The sequence below is a fragment of the Streptomyces sp. NPDC021356 genome (assembly GCF_040641015.1).
Lineage (GTDB): Bacteria > Actinomycetota > Actinomycetes > Streptomycetales > Streptomycetaceae > Streptomyces.
On record NZ_JBFACU010000018.1, the window covers coordinates 79,335 to 95,745 of the forward strand.

A 16,411-nucleotide genomic window follows, 5' to 3' on the forward strand; every position below is an offset into this window, starting at 1 on the left:
GGCCGCGGTGTCGTCACGCGGTCGGCCGGGGGGAGAAGGATGGTCAGGCGGCGGGTTCGCCGGCCTGGAGTTGCCACAGGGACGCGTAGAGTCCGTGCCGCGCGAGGAGTTCGTCGTGGGTGCCCTGCTCGGCGACGACGCCGCCGGCGTCCATGACGTAGATGCGGTCGGCGTGGCGGACCGTGGAGAGCCGGTGGGCGATGACCAGCATGGTCCGGTCGGCCGCGAAGCCGCGGAGCGTGCGCTGGATGGCGGCCTCGGTCTCGTTGTCAACGGCGGAGGTGGCTTCGTCGAGGATGACGACCGGCGCGTTCTTCAGGATGGCGCGCGCCAGCGCGATCCGCTGGCGCTGTCCCCCGGAGAGCGCCGCACCGCGCTCTCCGATCACCGTCTCGTAGCCGTCGGGCAGCGCCGCGACGAAGGGGTGGGCCTCGGCAGTCCTGGCGGCTTCGACCACGGCCTCGTCCGAGGCGCCGAAGGTGCCGTAGCGGATGTTGTCGGCGATGGTGCCGTCGAACAGGAACGGGTCCTGGGCCACGAAGCCGATCGCGTGGCGCAGCTCGCGCCGGGGCATCTCGCGCACGTCCCGCCCGTCGAGCAGTACGCTGCCGAGGTCTGCGTCCTGGAACCGCATCAGCAGCCTGGCGATGGTGGTCTTGCCCGAGCCGGTGGCACCGACCAGGGCGGTGACCTGCCCGGCCGGGATGGTCATCGAGAGGTCGTCAAGCGCCGGCGTCCGACCGGGGTAGGCGAAGGACACGTGCTCCAGGGCGATCTCTCCCCGCACCTTCCCGACGTCAACCGTTTCACCCGTGCCGTCGGCCTCGACGGGCAGGGCCCGCAGCCGCTGAACCCGGTCGTAGGAAGCGACGGTGCGCTGGTACTGGTCGACGATGCCGCCGAGCCGGCTCATCCGCATCAGCAGCATCTGGGGCAGCCCGATCAGCGGGCTGAACACCTCGAAGCGCAGGGTGCCGTTGAGCACCGAACGGCCGCCGATCAGCAGGGTGCCGGCCATGGACGCGGTGGTGCAGGCCCGGACGGTCTCGGCGTGCCGGATGGTGCTGCGGTCGGTCCGCCGGCCGCTCTCCAGGGCGGCCTCGCTCAACTCGTCGGTGCGCTCGGCCTCGTGTTCCTCGGTGCAGAAACTCTTGACGGTGGCGCTGGCCTCCAGCGAGTTGATCACTTGGCTGCCCAGCCGGGCCCGCCGCTCCCCGGTGACGGCGTAGTCGGCGGCGGCCTTGTCCTGGTGACGCAGCGACAGCCAGGCGACGACCGGGATCGGCAGGAACGCGATCCAGGCGATCTGCGGGGCCAGCAGCAGGAACGCCGGGACCAGGAGGGCCAGGCTGGTGCCCAGTTGCAGCACCTCGTTGGCCGGTCCGGCGAAGAAGGCGCCCAGTTGGCCGACGTCGTCGGTGAGCGCGCCGGCCAGCCGGGTGGTCCGCTCGCCCTCCAGGTGCCGCAGTTCCAGGTGCTGGACGTGCCGGTACGTGCGGCTGCGCCAGTCGTGCTCGACGTCCTGGCCGAGCCGGCGCCACTGGAGGTTCGACGCGTACGAGAGGCCCGCCACGGCAGCGCACGCGCCCGCCACCAGCCCGGCGAGGCCCAGGAGTTGCGCCGACGCGGTGGTCAGGCCGAGGCGGGCCAGCGGGGCTGCCTGGCCCTTGATGAGGACCAGTCCGGTCCAGCCGAGGAAGGTGCCGAGCGCGACCTCCGAGACCTGGCAGGCGACGGACAGGGCAGCTGCACGGGAGAGCCTGCGGCGGTGGGGTCCGACGATCTCCAGCAGGGGGTGCCGTCCAGCGCCCCGCCCGGCCGCGTCCGGGGCGTTGCCGGACGTTGCGCGCCCGCCCGGCTCTGAAGGCGCGTCGGCCGTTCCGTGCCATGCCTTGCGCAGGACGGCACCGGTCGCGACGGCCACCCCGCCCAGCGCCACCAGTTGCCTGGTCAGCGCGGATCCCTTGGCCAGCGCGACTGCCGCCGCGGTCCCTGTGGCGACTGCCAGTACCGGTCGCACGACCGGGCCGTGATCCGGGTGGGGTGCCGACGCTTCGGCGTCTCGGGCCGACGTCGGACGTCCGCCGGCGCCGGCCGGATCACCGGCGATCACGGTGACCGCTCTGCGGACCATCCGGCCGACGTCCGCGGCGCGCACCCGGGCGTCGTGCCGGACGAGCAGTCCACCGGTGACGGGGTTGGCCCGGGCCTCGGTGATGCCGGGGATGCGACGGAGTGCGGCGGTGAGGAGTTCGGCCGTCCGTGGCCGTCCACGCACCAGTCTCACGTCCCAGCGCTGGCGGCCCGGGGTGACCGAGCGCGGGCGCGCGTCGCCTTCCACGGTACGGAGTCCTGCTGCGGCGCCCACTAGCAATGCCATGCGTACGATCACCTGTTCGCGGAGGTCCCGGATAACCCGTCGACGGGCGCGGCAGAGTGCGGCGCGCGGCGGATCACTGCGAGGGAACGGAAACCCCGGCAGGGGCGGGGGTGCGGCCGGCGCGGGGACGGGCCGGGGCGGCTGGCCGGACCGGGCATCAGAGGGTCACTGTCCCTTTCCGGTGCCGGTGGTCGCGCGGGTCCTCGGGATCTTGCCCTCCGCTTCGCCCCGGGTCCCGGCCTTGGCCGCCTCGCCCGCCGCAGCCGTGCCCTCGGCGGACGCGATCTGCGTCGCCATCACGTCGGCAGCCACCTCGGCCGCGAGGTCGTTGATGTTCTCCCCTGCCTCGTGGGCCGCCTTCTTGACTTCCATGACGACACCGACGGACGTCGTGATGACGCCCCGCACGAGCGGCTTGAGGATGCGCTTGGCCAGGGGGGCCACGATGAGACCGATCAGGAACGGGGGGACGACGGGGGGCATGGCGCTCCAACCTCTTCACGCGAATTCTGGACAGGGGCCCAGGGCGCGGCTGATTCCGGACGCACGACGAGGGAGACGGAAGAAATCCGCCTTCGCCGCAGTGGGAAATTCCGTGCCGGACGGCCTGCCGGGTGGCTTCGTTCGCCGAAGGGGCGAACCGTCCGCTCCCAGATCACCGTAGTCCAGCCACGTCCGATGAGACCAAATGGTCCTGACCGTTTCACTCATGCGAGTGCTCTTCTCCTCACTCTCCCGATAATCCTGTTAATTCACTCTTCCGATATTCGCTCCGCACGGACGAGTGAACTCCCGGTCGGTCGGTGGCACACCGGCTGCCGCCGACACGAGCATGGCCGGCATGACCATCACGCATTCCCGGACTGAAAGGGCCGCTCAGGCCCGGGCAGCCGAAGCCCAGCTCGAAGCCGACGGAATCGACGGGGTGGTGTTCGGATGGGTCGACAACGCCGGCCTCACCCGGGTGAAGTCCGTCCCGCGCGCCCGGCTGGCGCACGCTGCCGAGCACGGCGTGGGCGCGGTGCCCTGCTTCGACCTCGCCCTGGTGGACGACTCCTTCACCGTCACGCCCTCGAGCACCGGCCCGGTGGGTGACCTGCGGCTCATCCCCGACCTCGATCGGCTCGTCCCGCTCGCCGCCCAGCCCGGCTGGGCCTGGGCGCCGGCCGACCGCTACGCGCAGGACGGCACCCCGCATCCCGGCTGCCAGCGCGGCTTTGCGCGCCGGGCCGCCGAGGCGGTCGAACAGCGGGGGTTCTCGGTGAGGACCGGCATCGAGGTCGAATGGGTGGTGGCCGACGCCGCCGGGGCGCCCGCGGCGCTCGGGCCCGCGTACGGGATGACCCGCTTCGTCGAGCACTCCGACTACCTGCGGGACCTGCTGCACGTCCTCACCGACCAGGGGCTGACCGTGCTCCAGCTCCATCCCGAGTACGCCGCCGGACAGTTCGAGGTCTCGGTCGCCGCCGAAGGGCCGGTCGAGGCGGCGGACACGACCATGCTGGTGCGCCACACCATCCGGGCCGTCTCCGCCCGCCACGACCTGCAGGTCTCGTTCGCGCCCGTCTTCGCCGAGGGCTCGCTCGGCAACGGCAGCCATCTGCATCTCAGCCTCTGGCGAGAGGGCCGCAACCTCGCGCACGGCGGCCCCGGGCGCCACGGGATGCACCCCGATGCCGAGCACTTCCTCGCGGGCGTACTGGCGGAGCTGCCCGCCCTGCTCGCCCTCGGTGCGCCCAGCGTCGCCTCCTACCTGCGGCTGGTGCCCTCGCGTTTCGCGGGAGCCTACCGCTGCTGGGGCCTGGAGAACCGTGAGGCGGCGCTCCGCGTGATCACCGGCTCCGCCGCCGGGCAGGCCAACGCCGAGGTGAAATGCTTCGACGCCGCCGCCAACCCGTACCTGGCGGTCGGCGGCGTACTGGCCGCCGGGCTCGCCGGCCTGGAATCCGGGCTGCCGCTCCCGCCCGAGACGCCGAGTGACCCAACCACCCTCGGCTCCGCCGAGCGCCTCCCGGCGAGCCTGGCGGAGGCGATCGACGCGCTGAAGAAGTCGGCGCCGCTGCGGGAAGCACTCGGCGGCGAGCTGTACGAGGCCGTGCTGGCCGTCCGGCAGGCGGAGGCGGAACTGTTTTCCGGGTACACGGACGCGGAAGTCGTCGAGGCCGTCCGCTGGCGCTACTGACAAGGGTGTTCCCGGCCGGCGCATCCGGCCGGGAGCGACGTCCAGGGGGCAGAGTGTCCGGGTGCGGCGGACGCGCTCGCGGTCCTGTCGCGGGTATGCGGGTGTCGCGTGGACCCGCAGGCGTCCGCGGCCGACGCGACACGCCTCGATGAGCGGTAGGGGGGCGGCGGGGTCGTCGGGCGTGCGGGCACGGGCATCAGCTCGTTCCGCGGGCGCCGCGGACGGATTCGGGCGGCGCGTCGGCGGTGGGAGCCAGCGGCTTCGTCATGTAGACCGCCCCGGCGCCGTAGCTCGCGGGCAGCGCGACCTCGGGCCGGGTGCGGTAGCCCAGCCGGGCCCACAGCGGGCGGGAGCCGTGCACGGCGACCAGCGAGAGGGACCGGTAGCGGGCATCCCGGCCGGTCTCCTCGAGGTGCCGCACCATCCGGCGGGCCATGCCCCGGCCGCGGACGCGCTCGGCGAGCGCCAGGTCGTGGAGGTGAAGGTTGCTTCCCCGATGACCTTCGCGCCCGGCGCCTCGCTCTGCCAGGCTCAGGTCCGGGCAGCGGAACAGCGGGTACGGCAGGGCCAGCAGGTAGCCGCCGAAGGCGCCCGCGTGTTCCAGCACGAAGCAGGTCGACGGTGAGGCACGGTGCCGCGAACGCAGCGCGTCGCGGCCTTCGGACAGACCGCTCGCGCCGTAGGCGGCCGCCTCCAGCGCGGCCACGTCGTCCCAGTCCACGTCCTGGAGCAGCCGGATCCTGGTGTCGGTCATACGTCCTCTCCGCTCCGCGCCCGGCCGCCGACGCAGGTGCACGGCAGCGGCTCGAAGCCGTTGAAGCCGCGGGTGGCGTAGGCGGTGGCGTACGCGCCGCAGGAGTGGACCCACACCGGGTCGCCGGACGCGAGCGCGCGCGGGACCCGTACCGGACCGCCCTCCTGGGCGAACGCGTCGTCGCTGTCGCAGGTCGGCCCGGCCACCACGGCGTCGACGAACTGTCCGCCGGAATTGACGGGGAACTCCAGGCGGTACTGCAACTGGTCGATCTCGTACAAGCCGTTGAACTTGCCGCAGCTCAGAAAGAGCCAGCGCTCGCGGGTGCCGTCGAGCCGGTGCCGGGAGGTGAGCCGTACGACGTGGGCCCGGATCGCACCGTGGTCGGCGACCAGGTACCGGCCGGGCTCCAGGAGGAAGTGGAGCGGGACGGCGTGGGCGGCGCGCAGCCGTTCCATGCCCTCGCGGATCGCCGAGAACATGCTGCTCAACGATGGCACCAGCGGCCGCCCGTACCGGTCGAGGACACCGAGGGCGGGCAGTCCGCCGCCGAGGTTGATCCGGTCCGGGGTGATGCCGCGCCGGCCGAGCGCCCGGAGCACGGCGGCCAGCGCGTCGATCGCCGTGACCCATGCTTCGGCGGTCATCTGCTGGGAACCGACGTGCAGGGACAGGCCGGAGGGAACCAGCCCGAGGGTGCGGGCGGCGCAGAGCACGAGCAGCGCGTCCTCGGGTGAGCAGCCGAACTTGCGGCTCAGGCCCCACAGCGCTCCTTCGCCGGTGGTCGCGATCCGGCAGAACACCCGTGATCCGGGGGCGTGTTCGGCGATGGCCACGACGTCCTCAAGGCTGTCGGTGGCGAAGTCGCGCACACCCAGCCGGTAGGCGGCGGCGATGTTGCGGTCGGACTTGACGGTGTTGCCGTAGTGGATCAGCCCGGGGGCGACTCCGGTACGCAGCGCCTGGACGATCTCCTGCGGACTCGCGGCGTCGAAACCGGCGCCGAACCGGGCGAGATGACCGAGCACCTCGTCCACCGGGCACGCCTTCATCGCGAAACGCACGGCGATGCCTGGGAGCTCGGCGCAGAGAGCTGCGTACTGGCGGCCGATGCCGTCCAGGTCGTAGATGATGGCGTCCTCGGTGGCAGCGGCGAGCGCGGCGCGCAGGGCGGAGTGGTCCTGCTGGAAGGGGAGGGACCCGTCGGTCCTGTGCGAGTGAGGGAGCGCCGTCGCGGCGCGGTGGTGGGCTCTGCCGAGATCAACGGCCTGGCGCGGTCCGGTGATCCGATGCATGTCGGTGATGTGTGGCCTCACGTGTGAACTTTCGTTCCGACTGGAAAAGGGCGCCAAGAGCTGGCTGGCACGCGGAATGCCGAGCGAGGGAGCGCAAAGGCAGGCCCTGACGGGCGACTTGGGCTCCCTCTCCGCTTCGCACTCTATGCGGCCCGGCAGGTCTTCGAACGGGCCGAAGACCACGGCACCCGGTGACGAGGTCTCGGCTGTGTACGGAATCTCCGTCCCCGAGCCACTCGAACGGCGTCGACGCGGGTCATCACAGAATTGACGCACGAACTCTCGCAGTCACCTATCACTCAGACGACCATGTCAAGCGGTTGAGCATTTCATCACGCAGACGAAGGAAATCCGATGTCCGCGATCAGTGCTGCATGAAACGATGCCGGAGCGGTAGAGATCGATTCCGGCGAACCGCCGAAGAAGGGAACGGACATGGCCTTCTCCCGAGGTGAACCGATCGCGCAGGAACGGAGCACCCTGGCGTGACCGTCGCCGAGGACCGGACCCTGTTCCACCAGACCGGCGCCGGCCTGCCCGTGCCATTCGCCGTCGCCGGGACCGGCATGCACCTACCACCGGCGGTCGTCACCAACCAGGAGCTCACCCGCACCCTGGACACCAGCGACGAGTGGATCACCAGCCGCACCGGCATCCGGGAACGCCGCCGCCTGGCCCCGTCCCTGGCGACCTCCGACATGTGCGTCGCCGCCGCCGCGCCGGCCCTGGACTCGGCCGGCGTCGCCCCCCAGCGCCTGGACGCGGTCATCGTCGCCACCTACACCGGGGACCAGCCGCTCCCGTCGACCGCGCTGATCGTCAAGGACGCCCTCGGCGCCCACACCGCCCTGGCGCTGGACGTCACCCAGGCTGCCTGTGCCAACGGCGTCCAGGCCATGCTGATCGCCGCCCATTTGTTGCAGAACCCGTCCCTCACCACCGTCCTGCTCATCGCGGCCGACTGCGCCTCCCGGGTCACGGACCCCGCCGACCGCACCACCGGTGTCTTCTTCGGGGACGCCGCGGCGGCCATCGTCCTCACTCGTACCGGCGCTGCCGGAGCGGGCCTGCTCTCCTACGACCTCGGCTCCCAACTGTCCTACGGCGTCCAGATCGCCGCCGGCGGCTCCCGTATGCCGACCAGCAGCGCCACCGTGACCGCCGGCCACCACTACCTGCGTATGGACGGCCGTGCCGTCTGGGACACGGCGACGGTCCGCCTGCCCGAAAGCATCACGAACGCCGTCCGACGCGCGGGCGTGCCGATCGACCGCGTCCGCCACTTCTTCCTGCACCAGGCGAACCTGAACATCCTCACCGAGACGTTGGCCGCCCTGGGCGTCCCCCCGGAGCGCGCTCCCGTCACCGTCGACCGACTGGGCAACACCGGATCAGCCGGCATGTTCACCGCTCTCCACTCCGCCCTCACCGAGGGAAGCCTGCTCCCGGGAGACACCTACGTACTCTCCGGGATCGGCGCGGGCTTCCAGTGGGGCACCCTCTGCCTGCGCCACGCCTGACGCTCACGGACGCCCCTATGACCCGGAGGTGCGGGAAGACCGGTCTGCCCAGGTCGAGGGTCTCGCGGGCGGCACAAGGGCCTTGACCCTTGATCTTGGATACACGAGGCACTGGATCCTGAGGATCTGAGGACGGACATCTCGTGGTCATGAAGAACCATCCGCCGCAGTCCGAGGCGGACGCGGTCGCGCTCGCGAGCAGCTGTGGGGCGCGGCGTTCGACGAGCCGGGTCAGGTGTTGGTTCAAGCTCATCGATCTGCGCGGTGAGCTGTTCGATGCGCTGGGCGAGCATGCTCAGCGTCATGTGGGTGGCCTGGGCCACCGCGTCCTCGGCTCCCCCACCGTCGGGTGGGCCGAGGCGCGCGCAGGTGCGGTACAGCTCGGCGTTGCCGAGGCTGGACAGCCGTTCCCGCAGAGTAGACGTCCCTGCCGGAGTTTCGGTCCCGCAGCCGTCTGAGCTGGCCGGGTCGACCCTGGTCCGGGGAACACGACCACCATTCCGGGGCGCCGTCCCGGTGGTCGGCGACGTCGTAGCACCCGTCGGCCAGTTCGGAGGCCGGGGGCTACGAGAGAGGACAACCGAGTGCGACGTGCCAACGCCAGACGCTGCAACCCACTGCTTCGGACGTCCCGCCGGGCCGCGTCGGCGGGGCTTTCGCCGAACGCCGCTCTCACACGCCTATCACGCCTATCACCGACTGCGTCGACTCCCCCGGACCAGTTGGCCGTGAAGTGGCATTACGCGCCCGTCATGGACTGCCCTGGACCCGGTTGGACGGCCCTTGCAACCTGTGCCAGGTCGTCCCGAGTGAGGGGCCGAGGATGAGGACCCGGGCGCCCTTCCGGGCCGTCGAAGCGGTACTGGAGGGCAGGGGTCGTCGCCTCACTCACCGCTCCACGCTAACCGCAGGTCATGGGCCCTCTGTCCCTGGGCCCCACTCTCCATACCGCACTGCCGGCTCAGGTCGGCAGGTCACAGGCCGGCGGACGGGTCCAGACCGGTCAGGGCGCCGACCGGGTCCAGGTCGGGGGTGCCGCGGGGCCACCAGTCCTCGCGGCCGGGCTCGGACTCGTACGCGTACCACAGGCCGTCTCGGCCCAGGCGGAGCTGGAGCCTGCCGCCGGGGTGGGTGAGGCGGTTGCGGTGCGGGCGGAAGGCGGGCAGGTCGGCGGCGAGGAGCAGGGGCCGGGCCCGGTCGAACCGGCCGGCCGGCGGGTCCCAGGGTTCCTCCAGGACGGTGAGCCCTTCCGCGCCGCCCTGCCGCCAGGCGGCCACCGCGCGGGCCAGTTCGGCCGGGGTGCGTCCGGCAGCGGAGGCCAGCGAGGCGTACAGGGAGCGGGTGGCAGCGGTCAGTCCCGAGCCGGGGCGCGCCGCGGCGAGGCGCACCGCGTCCTGCCACAGGGTCAGCCCGCCGACGGGGTCGCGGCCCGTGGTGAGCAGGGCGTGGGCGCGTACGGCGGCGTCGGTCGCCAACTGGTCCAGGGCGAGCGGGTCCGGACCGCCGGGCGCCGAGGGGTAGGCCGGAGGCTGCTCCGGATGCGGCGGGTGCGGCAGCGCGGCGGGCAGGGGCAGCGGGCGGCGCGTGAGGGCGTCCGAGGCCCGTGTCCCCGGCAGCGGCTCCGGTTCCCGTTCCTGGGCGGCACGGGCGGCGCGGGCCGCACTGCGCCGGGACAGAGCGTCGAGCAGTTCCCGCTCGCCCCGGCCGCGGAGCAGCAGCAGGACGAAGGGGTCGGCGTCCAGCAGCCGCGCCGTCTGGTAGCACAGGGCCGCGGCGTGTTTGCAGGGGTGGCCGCGGTCGGGGCAGGAGCAGTGCGCTTCCAGGTCGTGCGGGCCGGGGAGCAGCGGGATGCCGCAGTCGGTCAGGGTCTGCGGCATCTCCTTGTCCAGGAGCGCGGCGATGTGGGCGGGCCGCTCGGCGGCCGCGTCCAGGAACCGGTCCCACTCGGTGTCGTCCAGCGTCCGCAGCCGCACCTGTGCGCGGTACGGCCGCGGACGGCTGCCCTGTACGTAGGCCAGGACCAGGCCGGGCGTCACGGTGATGGCGTCCACGTGGCCCGTCCGTGCGTAACCGCGCCCCCGGGCCAGGCGCGCCGCGTCCATCGCGCCCTCCTCCAGGGCGGTGACCCACGCGTTCCCCCACCAGGTCCCGGCGGAGCGGGAGTCCGCGGGGGCGGGTGCCGGGAGCGCGGGGAAGGTGCGCCTGAGCTCGCCGTCACGGCGGGGGGATGCCATGGTGCGGGGGATTTCGGGAGTGCCGGCCGGCGTGGCGGCAGGGCGGTCCGCCTCGCCGCCTGCTGCCCGCTCCGGGGGCGGGGGTGGCTGCGAAGGCTGCGGATGTGGTTGCGCTCGTGGTTGAGGTTTCGCCTGTGGCGGGGGTTTCTCCTGTGGCTGTTGTTGTGCTTGTGGCTGCGGTTTCGCTTGTGGCTGATGTTGTGGTGTTTGTCGCTGGAGTTTCGCTTGTGGTTCTGGTCGCGGTGTCTGGGACATCGGAGGCGGCGGCGTCGGCGGCAGACGGAAACCGTCGGCGAGCAGTGCTCCGACGGAGCGGATCGAGGCACCGACGCCGTCGGCCGGACCGCCGCTCGTCGTCGGCCCGCTCCTGTGTGGCTCGCCGACCGGTGGGGTGGTCCTACGGGATCCACTCGTTCGCGGGGTGGAGCGGCGTGGGGTGCGGGCGGCGGGGAGATCCCTCGGTCGTACGTCCGGTGCCGCACGCTCCTCCCTTTCCGCGTTCTCTTCCCCCCCGTCCCGTTCATGGTGGGCACCGCGAGCGCGGGCGGCGCGCAGGGCCTCGCGGGCCACGTCGGCGGGGCGAGAGGCACCCGAGCGGGAATCGGTTGGCCGTGCGCCCGACACGGGCTGGTCACGGGGTGGTTCGGTGGGCTCCTCCGGTGCCGTGGCCGGGTCCTCCGCCGTCTCCTGCCGACGCGGCTCCGCCCAGGTGCTCCGGCGCAGGGCCGCGCGCGCCACGTCACCCGGCCTGGGCGGCTGGTGCGCCGGGAGTGGGGCGTCCGGTGCCGGGGCCTCGGCCGCCGGCGTCCCGGCCGGTGACCGATGTGCCCGTGCCGCCCGCAGTGCCTCGCGGGCCGCGTCGCCCGGCCGGGGCGGCTGGGGGCGGGCGGGTGTCAGCGCCGCGGGTTCCTGGTCGGCGGCGGCCCGCGCGCCGACGCCGGGGGCGCTGCTGCCGATCACCGGTGCCGGCTCGCCCGAGCGGCCCGAGCCGTCCGCGTGAGGGGGCCCGGCCCAGTCAGCCTCGTCCGCCTGAGGAGACCCGCCCCGCTCGACCTCGCCTGCCTCAGGAGGCCCGCCCCGCTCGGCCACGCCCGCCTGAGGAGACCCGCCCCGCTCGGCCGCGTACGGCTCTTCGGCCGCGGTCGGCTGCTCCGCCCTCATCAGGCCCCCCTCCGCAACGACACCAGGTCGGACAGTTCCCGGTCGGAGAGTTCGGTGAGGGCGGACTCGCCGGAGCCGAGGACGGCGTCGGCCAGGGCTCGCTTGGCGGCGAGCATCTCGGCGATACGGTCCTCGACGGTGCCTTCGGTGATGAGGCGGTGGACCTGGACGGGCTGGGTCTGGCCGATGCGGTAGGCGCGGTCGGTGGCCTGTTCCTCGACCGCCGGGTTCCACCAGCGGTCGAAGTGGACCACATGACCCGCGCGGGTGAGGTTGAGGCCGGTGCCGGCGGCCTTCAGGGAGAGGACGAGGACCGGGGTGGCGCCCGCCTGGAAACGGTCCACCATGCGCTCGCGCTCGGGGACGGGGGTGCCGCCGTGGAGGAGGTCGACGGGGACCGCGCGGGCGGTGAGGTGGGAGGTGATCAGCCGGGCCATGCCGACGTACTGGGTGAAGACCAGGGCGGAGCCGTCCTCCGCCAGCAGGGTGTCCAGCAGTTCGTCGAGCAGGGCGAGTTTGCCTGATCGGGCGGCCAGGCGGTCACCGCCGCCCGGCGGCGTGCCGTCCTTGAGGTAGAGGGCCGGATGGTCGCAGATCTGCTTGAGCGAGGTCAGCAGTTTGAGGACCAGGCCGCGGCGGGCGATGCCGTCGGCGGTCTCGATGGCGAGCAGGGACTCGCGCACCACCGCCTCGTAGAGGGCGGCCTGCTCGCGGGTGAGCGGGACCGGGTGGTCCGTCTCGGTCTTGGGCGGCAGCTCGGGGACGATGCCGGGGTCGGACTTCCTGCGGCGCAGCAGGAAGGGGCGGACCAGGCGGGCGAGCCGTTCCACGGCCTCCTCGTCCTCGCCGTTCTCCACCGCGCGCGCGTGGCGGGCGCGGAAGGACTGGAGGGGGCCGAGGAGGCCGGGCGTGGTCCAGTCGAGGAGGGCCCACAGTTCGGAGAGGTTGTTCTCCACCGGGGTGCCGGTCAGGGCGACACGGGCGGGCGAGGGAATGGTGCGCAGGGCTTTCGCGGTCGCCGAGTGGGGGTTCTTGACGTGCTGGGCCTCGTCGGCGACGACCATGCCCCAGGAACGGTCGGCGAGCAGGGGCGCGGCCGAGCGCATGGTGCCGTACGTGGTGAGGACGAAGCCGCCGTCGAGGCCGTCCAGGGTGCGGTCGGGGCCGTGGAAACGGCGGACGGGGACGCCGGGCGCGAACCGGGTGATCTCCCGCTGCCAGTTGCCCAGCAGGGAGGCGGGGCAGATCACCAGGGTGGGTGCGTGATGGTCCCGCTCGAGGTGGAGGGCGATGACGGTGACGGTCTTGCCGAGGCCCATGTCGTCGGCGAGGCAGGCGCCGAGGCCGAGGGAGGTCATGAGGTCGAGCCAGGCGAGGCCGCGCAGCTGGTAGTCGCGCAGGGTGGCGTGCAGGCCGCGGGGCGGCTCGGCGGGGCGGACTCCGGCGGTGATGCGGTCCCGCAGGGCGGCGAGGGCCCCGGTCGGCACGGCCTCCACGGTCTCCCCGTCGACCTCCGCGGTGCCGCTGAGGGCGACCGAGAGCGCGTCGACCGGGTCGAGCAGGCCCAGGTCGCGCTTGCGGGCCTTGCGGACGAGGGCGGGGTCGACCAGGACCCAGCGGTCCCTCAGCCGGACGACCGGACGGTGGGCTTCGGCGAGGGCGTCCATCTCCGTGTCGGTGAGTGGATCGCCACCCAGCGCCAGCTGCCAGCGGAACCGGAGCAGTTCCTCGCTGTCGAAGAAGCCGGTGCCGTCGGTGGCGGAGCCGGGCGCGGGCCGGACCACGGCGGTGGCGGTGAGGTCGTGCGCCAGGTCACGGGGCCAGTGCACGGCGACGCCGGCCGCCGCGAGCCGGGTCGCGGCCACCCCGAGCAGGTCGCTCACCTCGGTCTCGGAGAGGGCGAGGACGTCGGGCACGTCCTGTGCGGAGAGCCGGTCGAGCGGGGGCCAGACGCGGGCCGCGCGGCGCACGGCCAGGGCGGCGTCCACGCGCGCGCGTGGGCCGAACGCCGTGTCGGCCTCGCCGGCCCACAGGGCCGCCGCGTCGGCGACGAGGGTGGGGTCGGCGAGACCGTGCACCTGGACGACCGCCGCGCCGGCCCGGCGGGACGGCTCCCGGCGGGCCGTGTCCGCCGCGCCGGCCCCGTCGTCCGCGGGGTCGGCGTCGAACAGGTCGTACGCGGAAAGGTCCAGGCGCAGCGAGATCCGGACGCCGGCGTCCATGCCCGCGGCGACCTCGGCGGCCCAGTCGTGCGCGGCGGGGAGATGCTGGGCCGTGCGATGCGCGAAGGGTTTCCCGGCGGTGTGCGGGGCGGCCGGGGTGCGCGGCAGGGTGTCGGCGACGGCGTCCAGGAAGGCCCGCAGCAGCGCTTCCGGTTCCGGCAGCCGGAGCGGGCCCGGGCCGGGCAGCGGCACGGCGTGGCCCTCGGCGGGCAGGGCGGCGGCGATGGCACGCAGGTGGGCGATGTCGTCGGGGTCGAGCGGGCCGGCCCGCCAGGCGTCGTGCCCGGTGGCGGTCAGGCCGGGCAGCAGGCGTCCGCGTGCCGCGAGCCGCAGGGCGTGCAGGGCGGCGGCGCCCCAGCAGGCCGTGGCAGGGTGGGCGGCCGGGTCGTGGCGGGCGCGCACGAGGTGGGGCAGCGCCACGTCGATCGGGAGGGACAGAGCGGGGGCGGTCCTGCGGCGGGCGCCGGCGCCGTGCGGTCGTACCACCGTGAGGGCCGTGTGCACGGGCGGGGCGCCGGCCGGTGGCGGGGCGGTCTCGGGCGGGCTGCCGGGCTGCGGGCCGTCCGGGTCCCACAGGACGATGCGGCCTTGGCGCGGCAGCGGCGCGGGCACGAAGACGGCGGGGAGGCGGAGGGACACGGCGTGCTCGGCGCCGGCCTGCTCCGCTCTGGGCGCCCCCGTCCGGTGCGCCCCGGTGCCGGGTGGCCTCGCCCCGGTCGTCTCGGCCACGGCCATGTCGCTCATACGTCCTGTCACCTCCCGCTCGTCGGTCGAGTCAGCCGTCTTCGACTCTACGGGCGGGGTCTGACAATCGGCTCCGGGCCGGTCCGGGTGCCGCTCCTCGGGGCCGGGCGGGAAGGGGTGCGGCGGGGGCGGCCGCGGGTCGGGGAGGCGGGTCTGCGGCTCAGGGAACGGTCTGGGAGACGACGTACACCATCGGCAGCACGGGGTTGGAGAGGTTCACGATGACGTCCTGGCTGGGTGCCGGGTTGTCCTGGCTGTGGCTGAGGCCCCACCAGGGACCGGGGCCCTTGAAGTTCCAGCCGGTGACGTCGCGATCGCGGCGGCTGAAGGTGATGTCCCCCTTCCTGAGGTCGCTCCGGTTGACCCCCATGGCCTCCAGGAAGGTGTCGAGTCCGGGCTGGGTGGTCCGGAACTGGACGTAGAGGCGGCTGGTCTTCCAGTTGTTCGTCTCGTAGGAGGCGACGCGGTCGGCGGGGTGCGGGACGGGCACCTGGTAGAGGCGGCGCTGGACCTTGGCCGGGTAGGTGGGGGTCAGGCCGGTCGCCGCGTACTTGGCTTCCTTGTCCTTGCCGCTGTCGCGGCTCTGGGCGGCGGAGATGACCAGGTACCCGGCCGGGACGCCGATCAGCAGCATGATGATCAGCAGGGTGAGCGCTCTGCGGCGGTTGCGGTGGCGGCGGTCCTCGGTCGGCGGGGGCGGCGGTTCGTCCGGCGCCGCCGCCTGCCGCGGCAGGGACATCGTCACAGCGCCTCCCGGGCCTCGCGCCGCGTCTGGGCGTACCGCTCGTAGCGCTCGTGTCGCTCGACCCGGCGGCGCTTGGCGCGCCGGAAGCGGCGGGCGACCAGCCGGGCGAGGTCGGCGGCGCCGACCATGCCCGCCTCGGGGCCGAGCTGGGCGCGGACGATACGGGCCTCGGGGCGGTAGCCGCGACCGGTGAGGTGGCGCTTGAACGCGTCCCGGGCGGGGCCGATCAGCAGGTCGTCGGCGGCGGAGACGCCGCCGCCGATGACGAAGCAGGACGGGTCGAGGGCGGCGGCGAGGTTGGCGATGCCGACGCCGAGCCACTGGCCGATGTCCTGGAGCAGTTCGACGCACATGGCGTCGCCCTCACGGGCCAGCTCGGTGATCATCGGGCCGGTGATGTCGGAGATGTTGCCCTTGACGTGTTCGATGATGCCGTAGGCGACCGGGGAGTCGGCGGCGGCCAGCTCGCGCGCCTCGCGGACCAGGGCGTTGCCGGAGCTGTACTGCTCCCAGCAGCCGCGGTTGCCGCACGGGCAGCGGTGGCCGCCGGGCACGACCTGCATGTGGCCGAACTCGCCGGCGACGCCGAACCTGCCCCGCTTGACCTGGCCGTCCTCCAGGATGGCGCCGCCGATCCCGGTGCCCAGCGTGATCATGACGAGGTGGTCCTCGCCGCGGCCGGCGCCGAAGCGCCACTCGGCCCAGGCGGCGGCGTTGGCGTCGTTGTCGACGAGGACCGGTACCGACAGGCGTTCGGAGAGGCGGTCGCGCAGCGGCTCGTTGCGCCAGGACAGGTGGGGTGCGAAGAGCACGCGGTTGCGGTCGGCGTCGACCCAGCCCGCCGCGCCGATGCCGACGGCGTGCACGTCGTGCCGGTCGGACAGGTCCAGGACCAGCTCGGCGATGGTGTCCTCGACGACCTTCGGGCTCTTGGACTTGTCCGGGGTCTCCGTGCGGAGCTTCTCCAGGATGTTGCCGTCGGCGTCGACGACGCCCGCCATCACCTTGGTGCCGCCGATGTCGATGCCGACCGTCGGGACCCGGGGCGCCGTCAGGTGGGAACGGCGCTCACGGGTGCCCACGGTGCGCAGGACCGGGGCTCGGCGGGAGCCGATGGGGGCGGTGAGGTCGCGGTAGGTGCTCATCGGCCCCGATTCTGCCGCACGCCCGGTAA

At 73.5% G+C, this 16,411-nt stretch carries 12 protein-coding genes; 4 read left to right on the forward strand and 8 right to left on the reverse strand.

The annotated features are described in order from the left end of the window. Positions 1-43: 43 nt before the first annotated feature. Together AB0G56_RS24375 and AB0G56_RS24380 are read right to left on the reverse strand one after the other, a co-directional pair. Positions 44-2,380 (reverse strand): ATP-binding cassette domain-containing protein, encoded by a 2,337-nt coding sequence (locus AB0G56_RS24375; RefSeq protein ID WP_360972675.1) that lies wholly within the window; start codon positions 2,378-2,380, stop codon positions 44-46. A 165-nt stretch (positions 2,381-2,545) separates the two neighbouring features. Next, complete coding sequence (locus AB0G56_RS24380; protein WP_360972677.1) at positions 2,546-2,863, reverse strand: DUF5132 domain-containing protein; 318 nt, start codon at positions 2,861-2,863, stop codon at positions 2,546-2,548. 358 nt (positions 2,864-3,221) lie between these two features. Between AB0G56_RS24380 and AB0G56_RS24385 the strand changes: the two genes are divergently transcribed. After that, entirely contained in the window at positions 3,222-4,562 is a 1,341-nt protein-coding gene (locus AB0G56_RS24385) for a glutamine synthetase family protein (RefSeq protein ID WP_360972679.1), read from the forward strand. 196 nt (positions 4,563-4,758) lie between these two features. On the opposite strand, the gene AB0G56_RS24390 is transcribed toward AB0G56_RS24385, so the two are convergent. Next, positions 4,759-5,316 carry a GNAT family N-acetyltransferase gene (locus AB0G56_RS24390; protein WP_360972681.1) on the reverse strand — a complete coding sequence of 186 codons (558 nt, stop codon included), beginning with the start codon at positions 5,314-5,316 and terminating at the stop codon, positions 4,759-4,761. Beyond that, positions 5,313-6,632, reverse strand: coding sequence for a type III PLP-dependent enzyme (locus tag AB0G56_RS24395; RefSeq protein ID WP_360972683.1), 1,320 nt, complete (start codon positions 6,630-6,632; stop codon positions 5,313-5,315). Before AB0G56_RS24395 ends, AB0G56_RS24390 begins: the two co-directional genes overlap by 4 nt. A gap of 464 nt (positions 6,633-7,096) precedes the next feature. On the opposite strand from AB0G56_RS24395, the gene AB0G56_RS24400 reads away from it, so the two are divergent. Next, the gene (locus AB0G56_RS24400) at positions 7,097-8,131 is read left to right on the forward strand and encodes a ketoacyl-ACP synthase III (RefSeq protein WP_360972685.1); all 1,035 of its coding nucleotides are present in this window, start codon (positions 7,097-7,099) and stop codon (positions 8,129-8,131) included. A gap of 143 nt (positions 8,132-8,274) precedes the next feature. Continuing rightward, positions 8,275-8,589, forward strand: a complete 315-nt coding sequence (locus tag AB0G56_RS24405; protein WP_360972687.1) for a hypothetical protein — start codon at positions 8,275-8,277, stop codon at positions 8,587-8,589. Between the two features lie 516 nt (positions 8,590-9,105). Here AB0G56_RS24405 and AB0G56_RS24410 read toward each other — a convergent pair. After that, positions 9,106-10,989 carry an SWIM zinc finger family protein gene (locus AB0G56_RS24410; RefSeq protein ID WP_360972844.1) on the reverse strand — a complete coding sequence of 628 codons (1,884 nt, stop codon included), beginning with the start codon at positions 10,987-10,989 and terminating at the stop codon, positions 9,106-9,108. A 22-nt stretch (positions 10,990-11,011) separates the two neighbouring features. Between AB0G56_RS24410 and AB0G56_RS24415 the strand changes: the two genes are divergently transcribed. Further along, positions 11,012-11,365 carry a hypothetical protein gene (locus AB0G56_RS24415; protein WP_360972858.1) on the forward strand — a complete coding sequence of 118 codons (354 nt, stop codon included), beginning with the start codon at positions 11,012-11,014 and terminating at the stop codon, positions 11,363-11,365. Positions 11,366-11,525: 160 nt separating this feature from the next. Here AB0G56_RS24415 and AB0G56_RS24420 read toward each other — a convergent pair whose 3' ends face one another. The 3 genes from AB0G56_RS24420 to AB0G56_RS24430 form a co-directional block, all read right to left on the reverse strand. Beyond that, entirely contained in the window at positions 11,526-14,492 is a 2,967-nt protein-coding gene (locus AB0G56_RS24420) for a DEAD/DEAH box helicase (RefSeq protein ID WP_360972689.1), read from the reverse strand. Positions 14,493-14,652: 160 nt separating this feature from the next. Next, the gene (locus AB0G56_RS24425; protein WP_360972691.1) at positions 14,653-15,237 is read right to left on the reverse strand and encodes a sugar kinase; all 585 of its coding nucleotides are present in this window, start codon (positions 15,235-15,237) and stop codon (positions 14,653-14,655) included. After that, the gene (locus AB0G56_RS24430) at positions 15,234-16,382 is read right to left on the reverse strand and encodes an ROK family glucokinase (RefSeq protein WP_360972693.1); all 1,149 of its coding nucleotides are present in this window, start codon (positions 16,380-16,382) and stop codon (positions 15,234-15,236) included. The genes AB0G56_RS24425 and AB0G56_RS24430 overlap by 4 nt, the downstream gene beginning before the upstream one ends. Between the last annotated feature and the right edge of the window lie 29 nt (positions 16,383-16,411).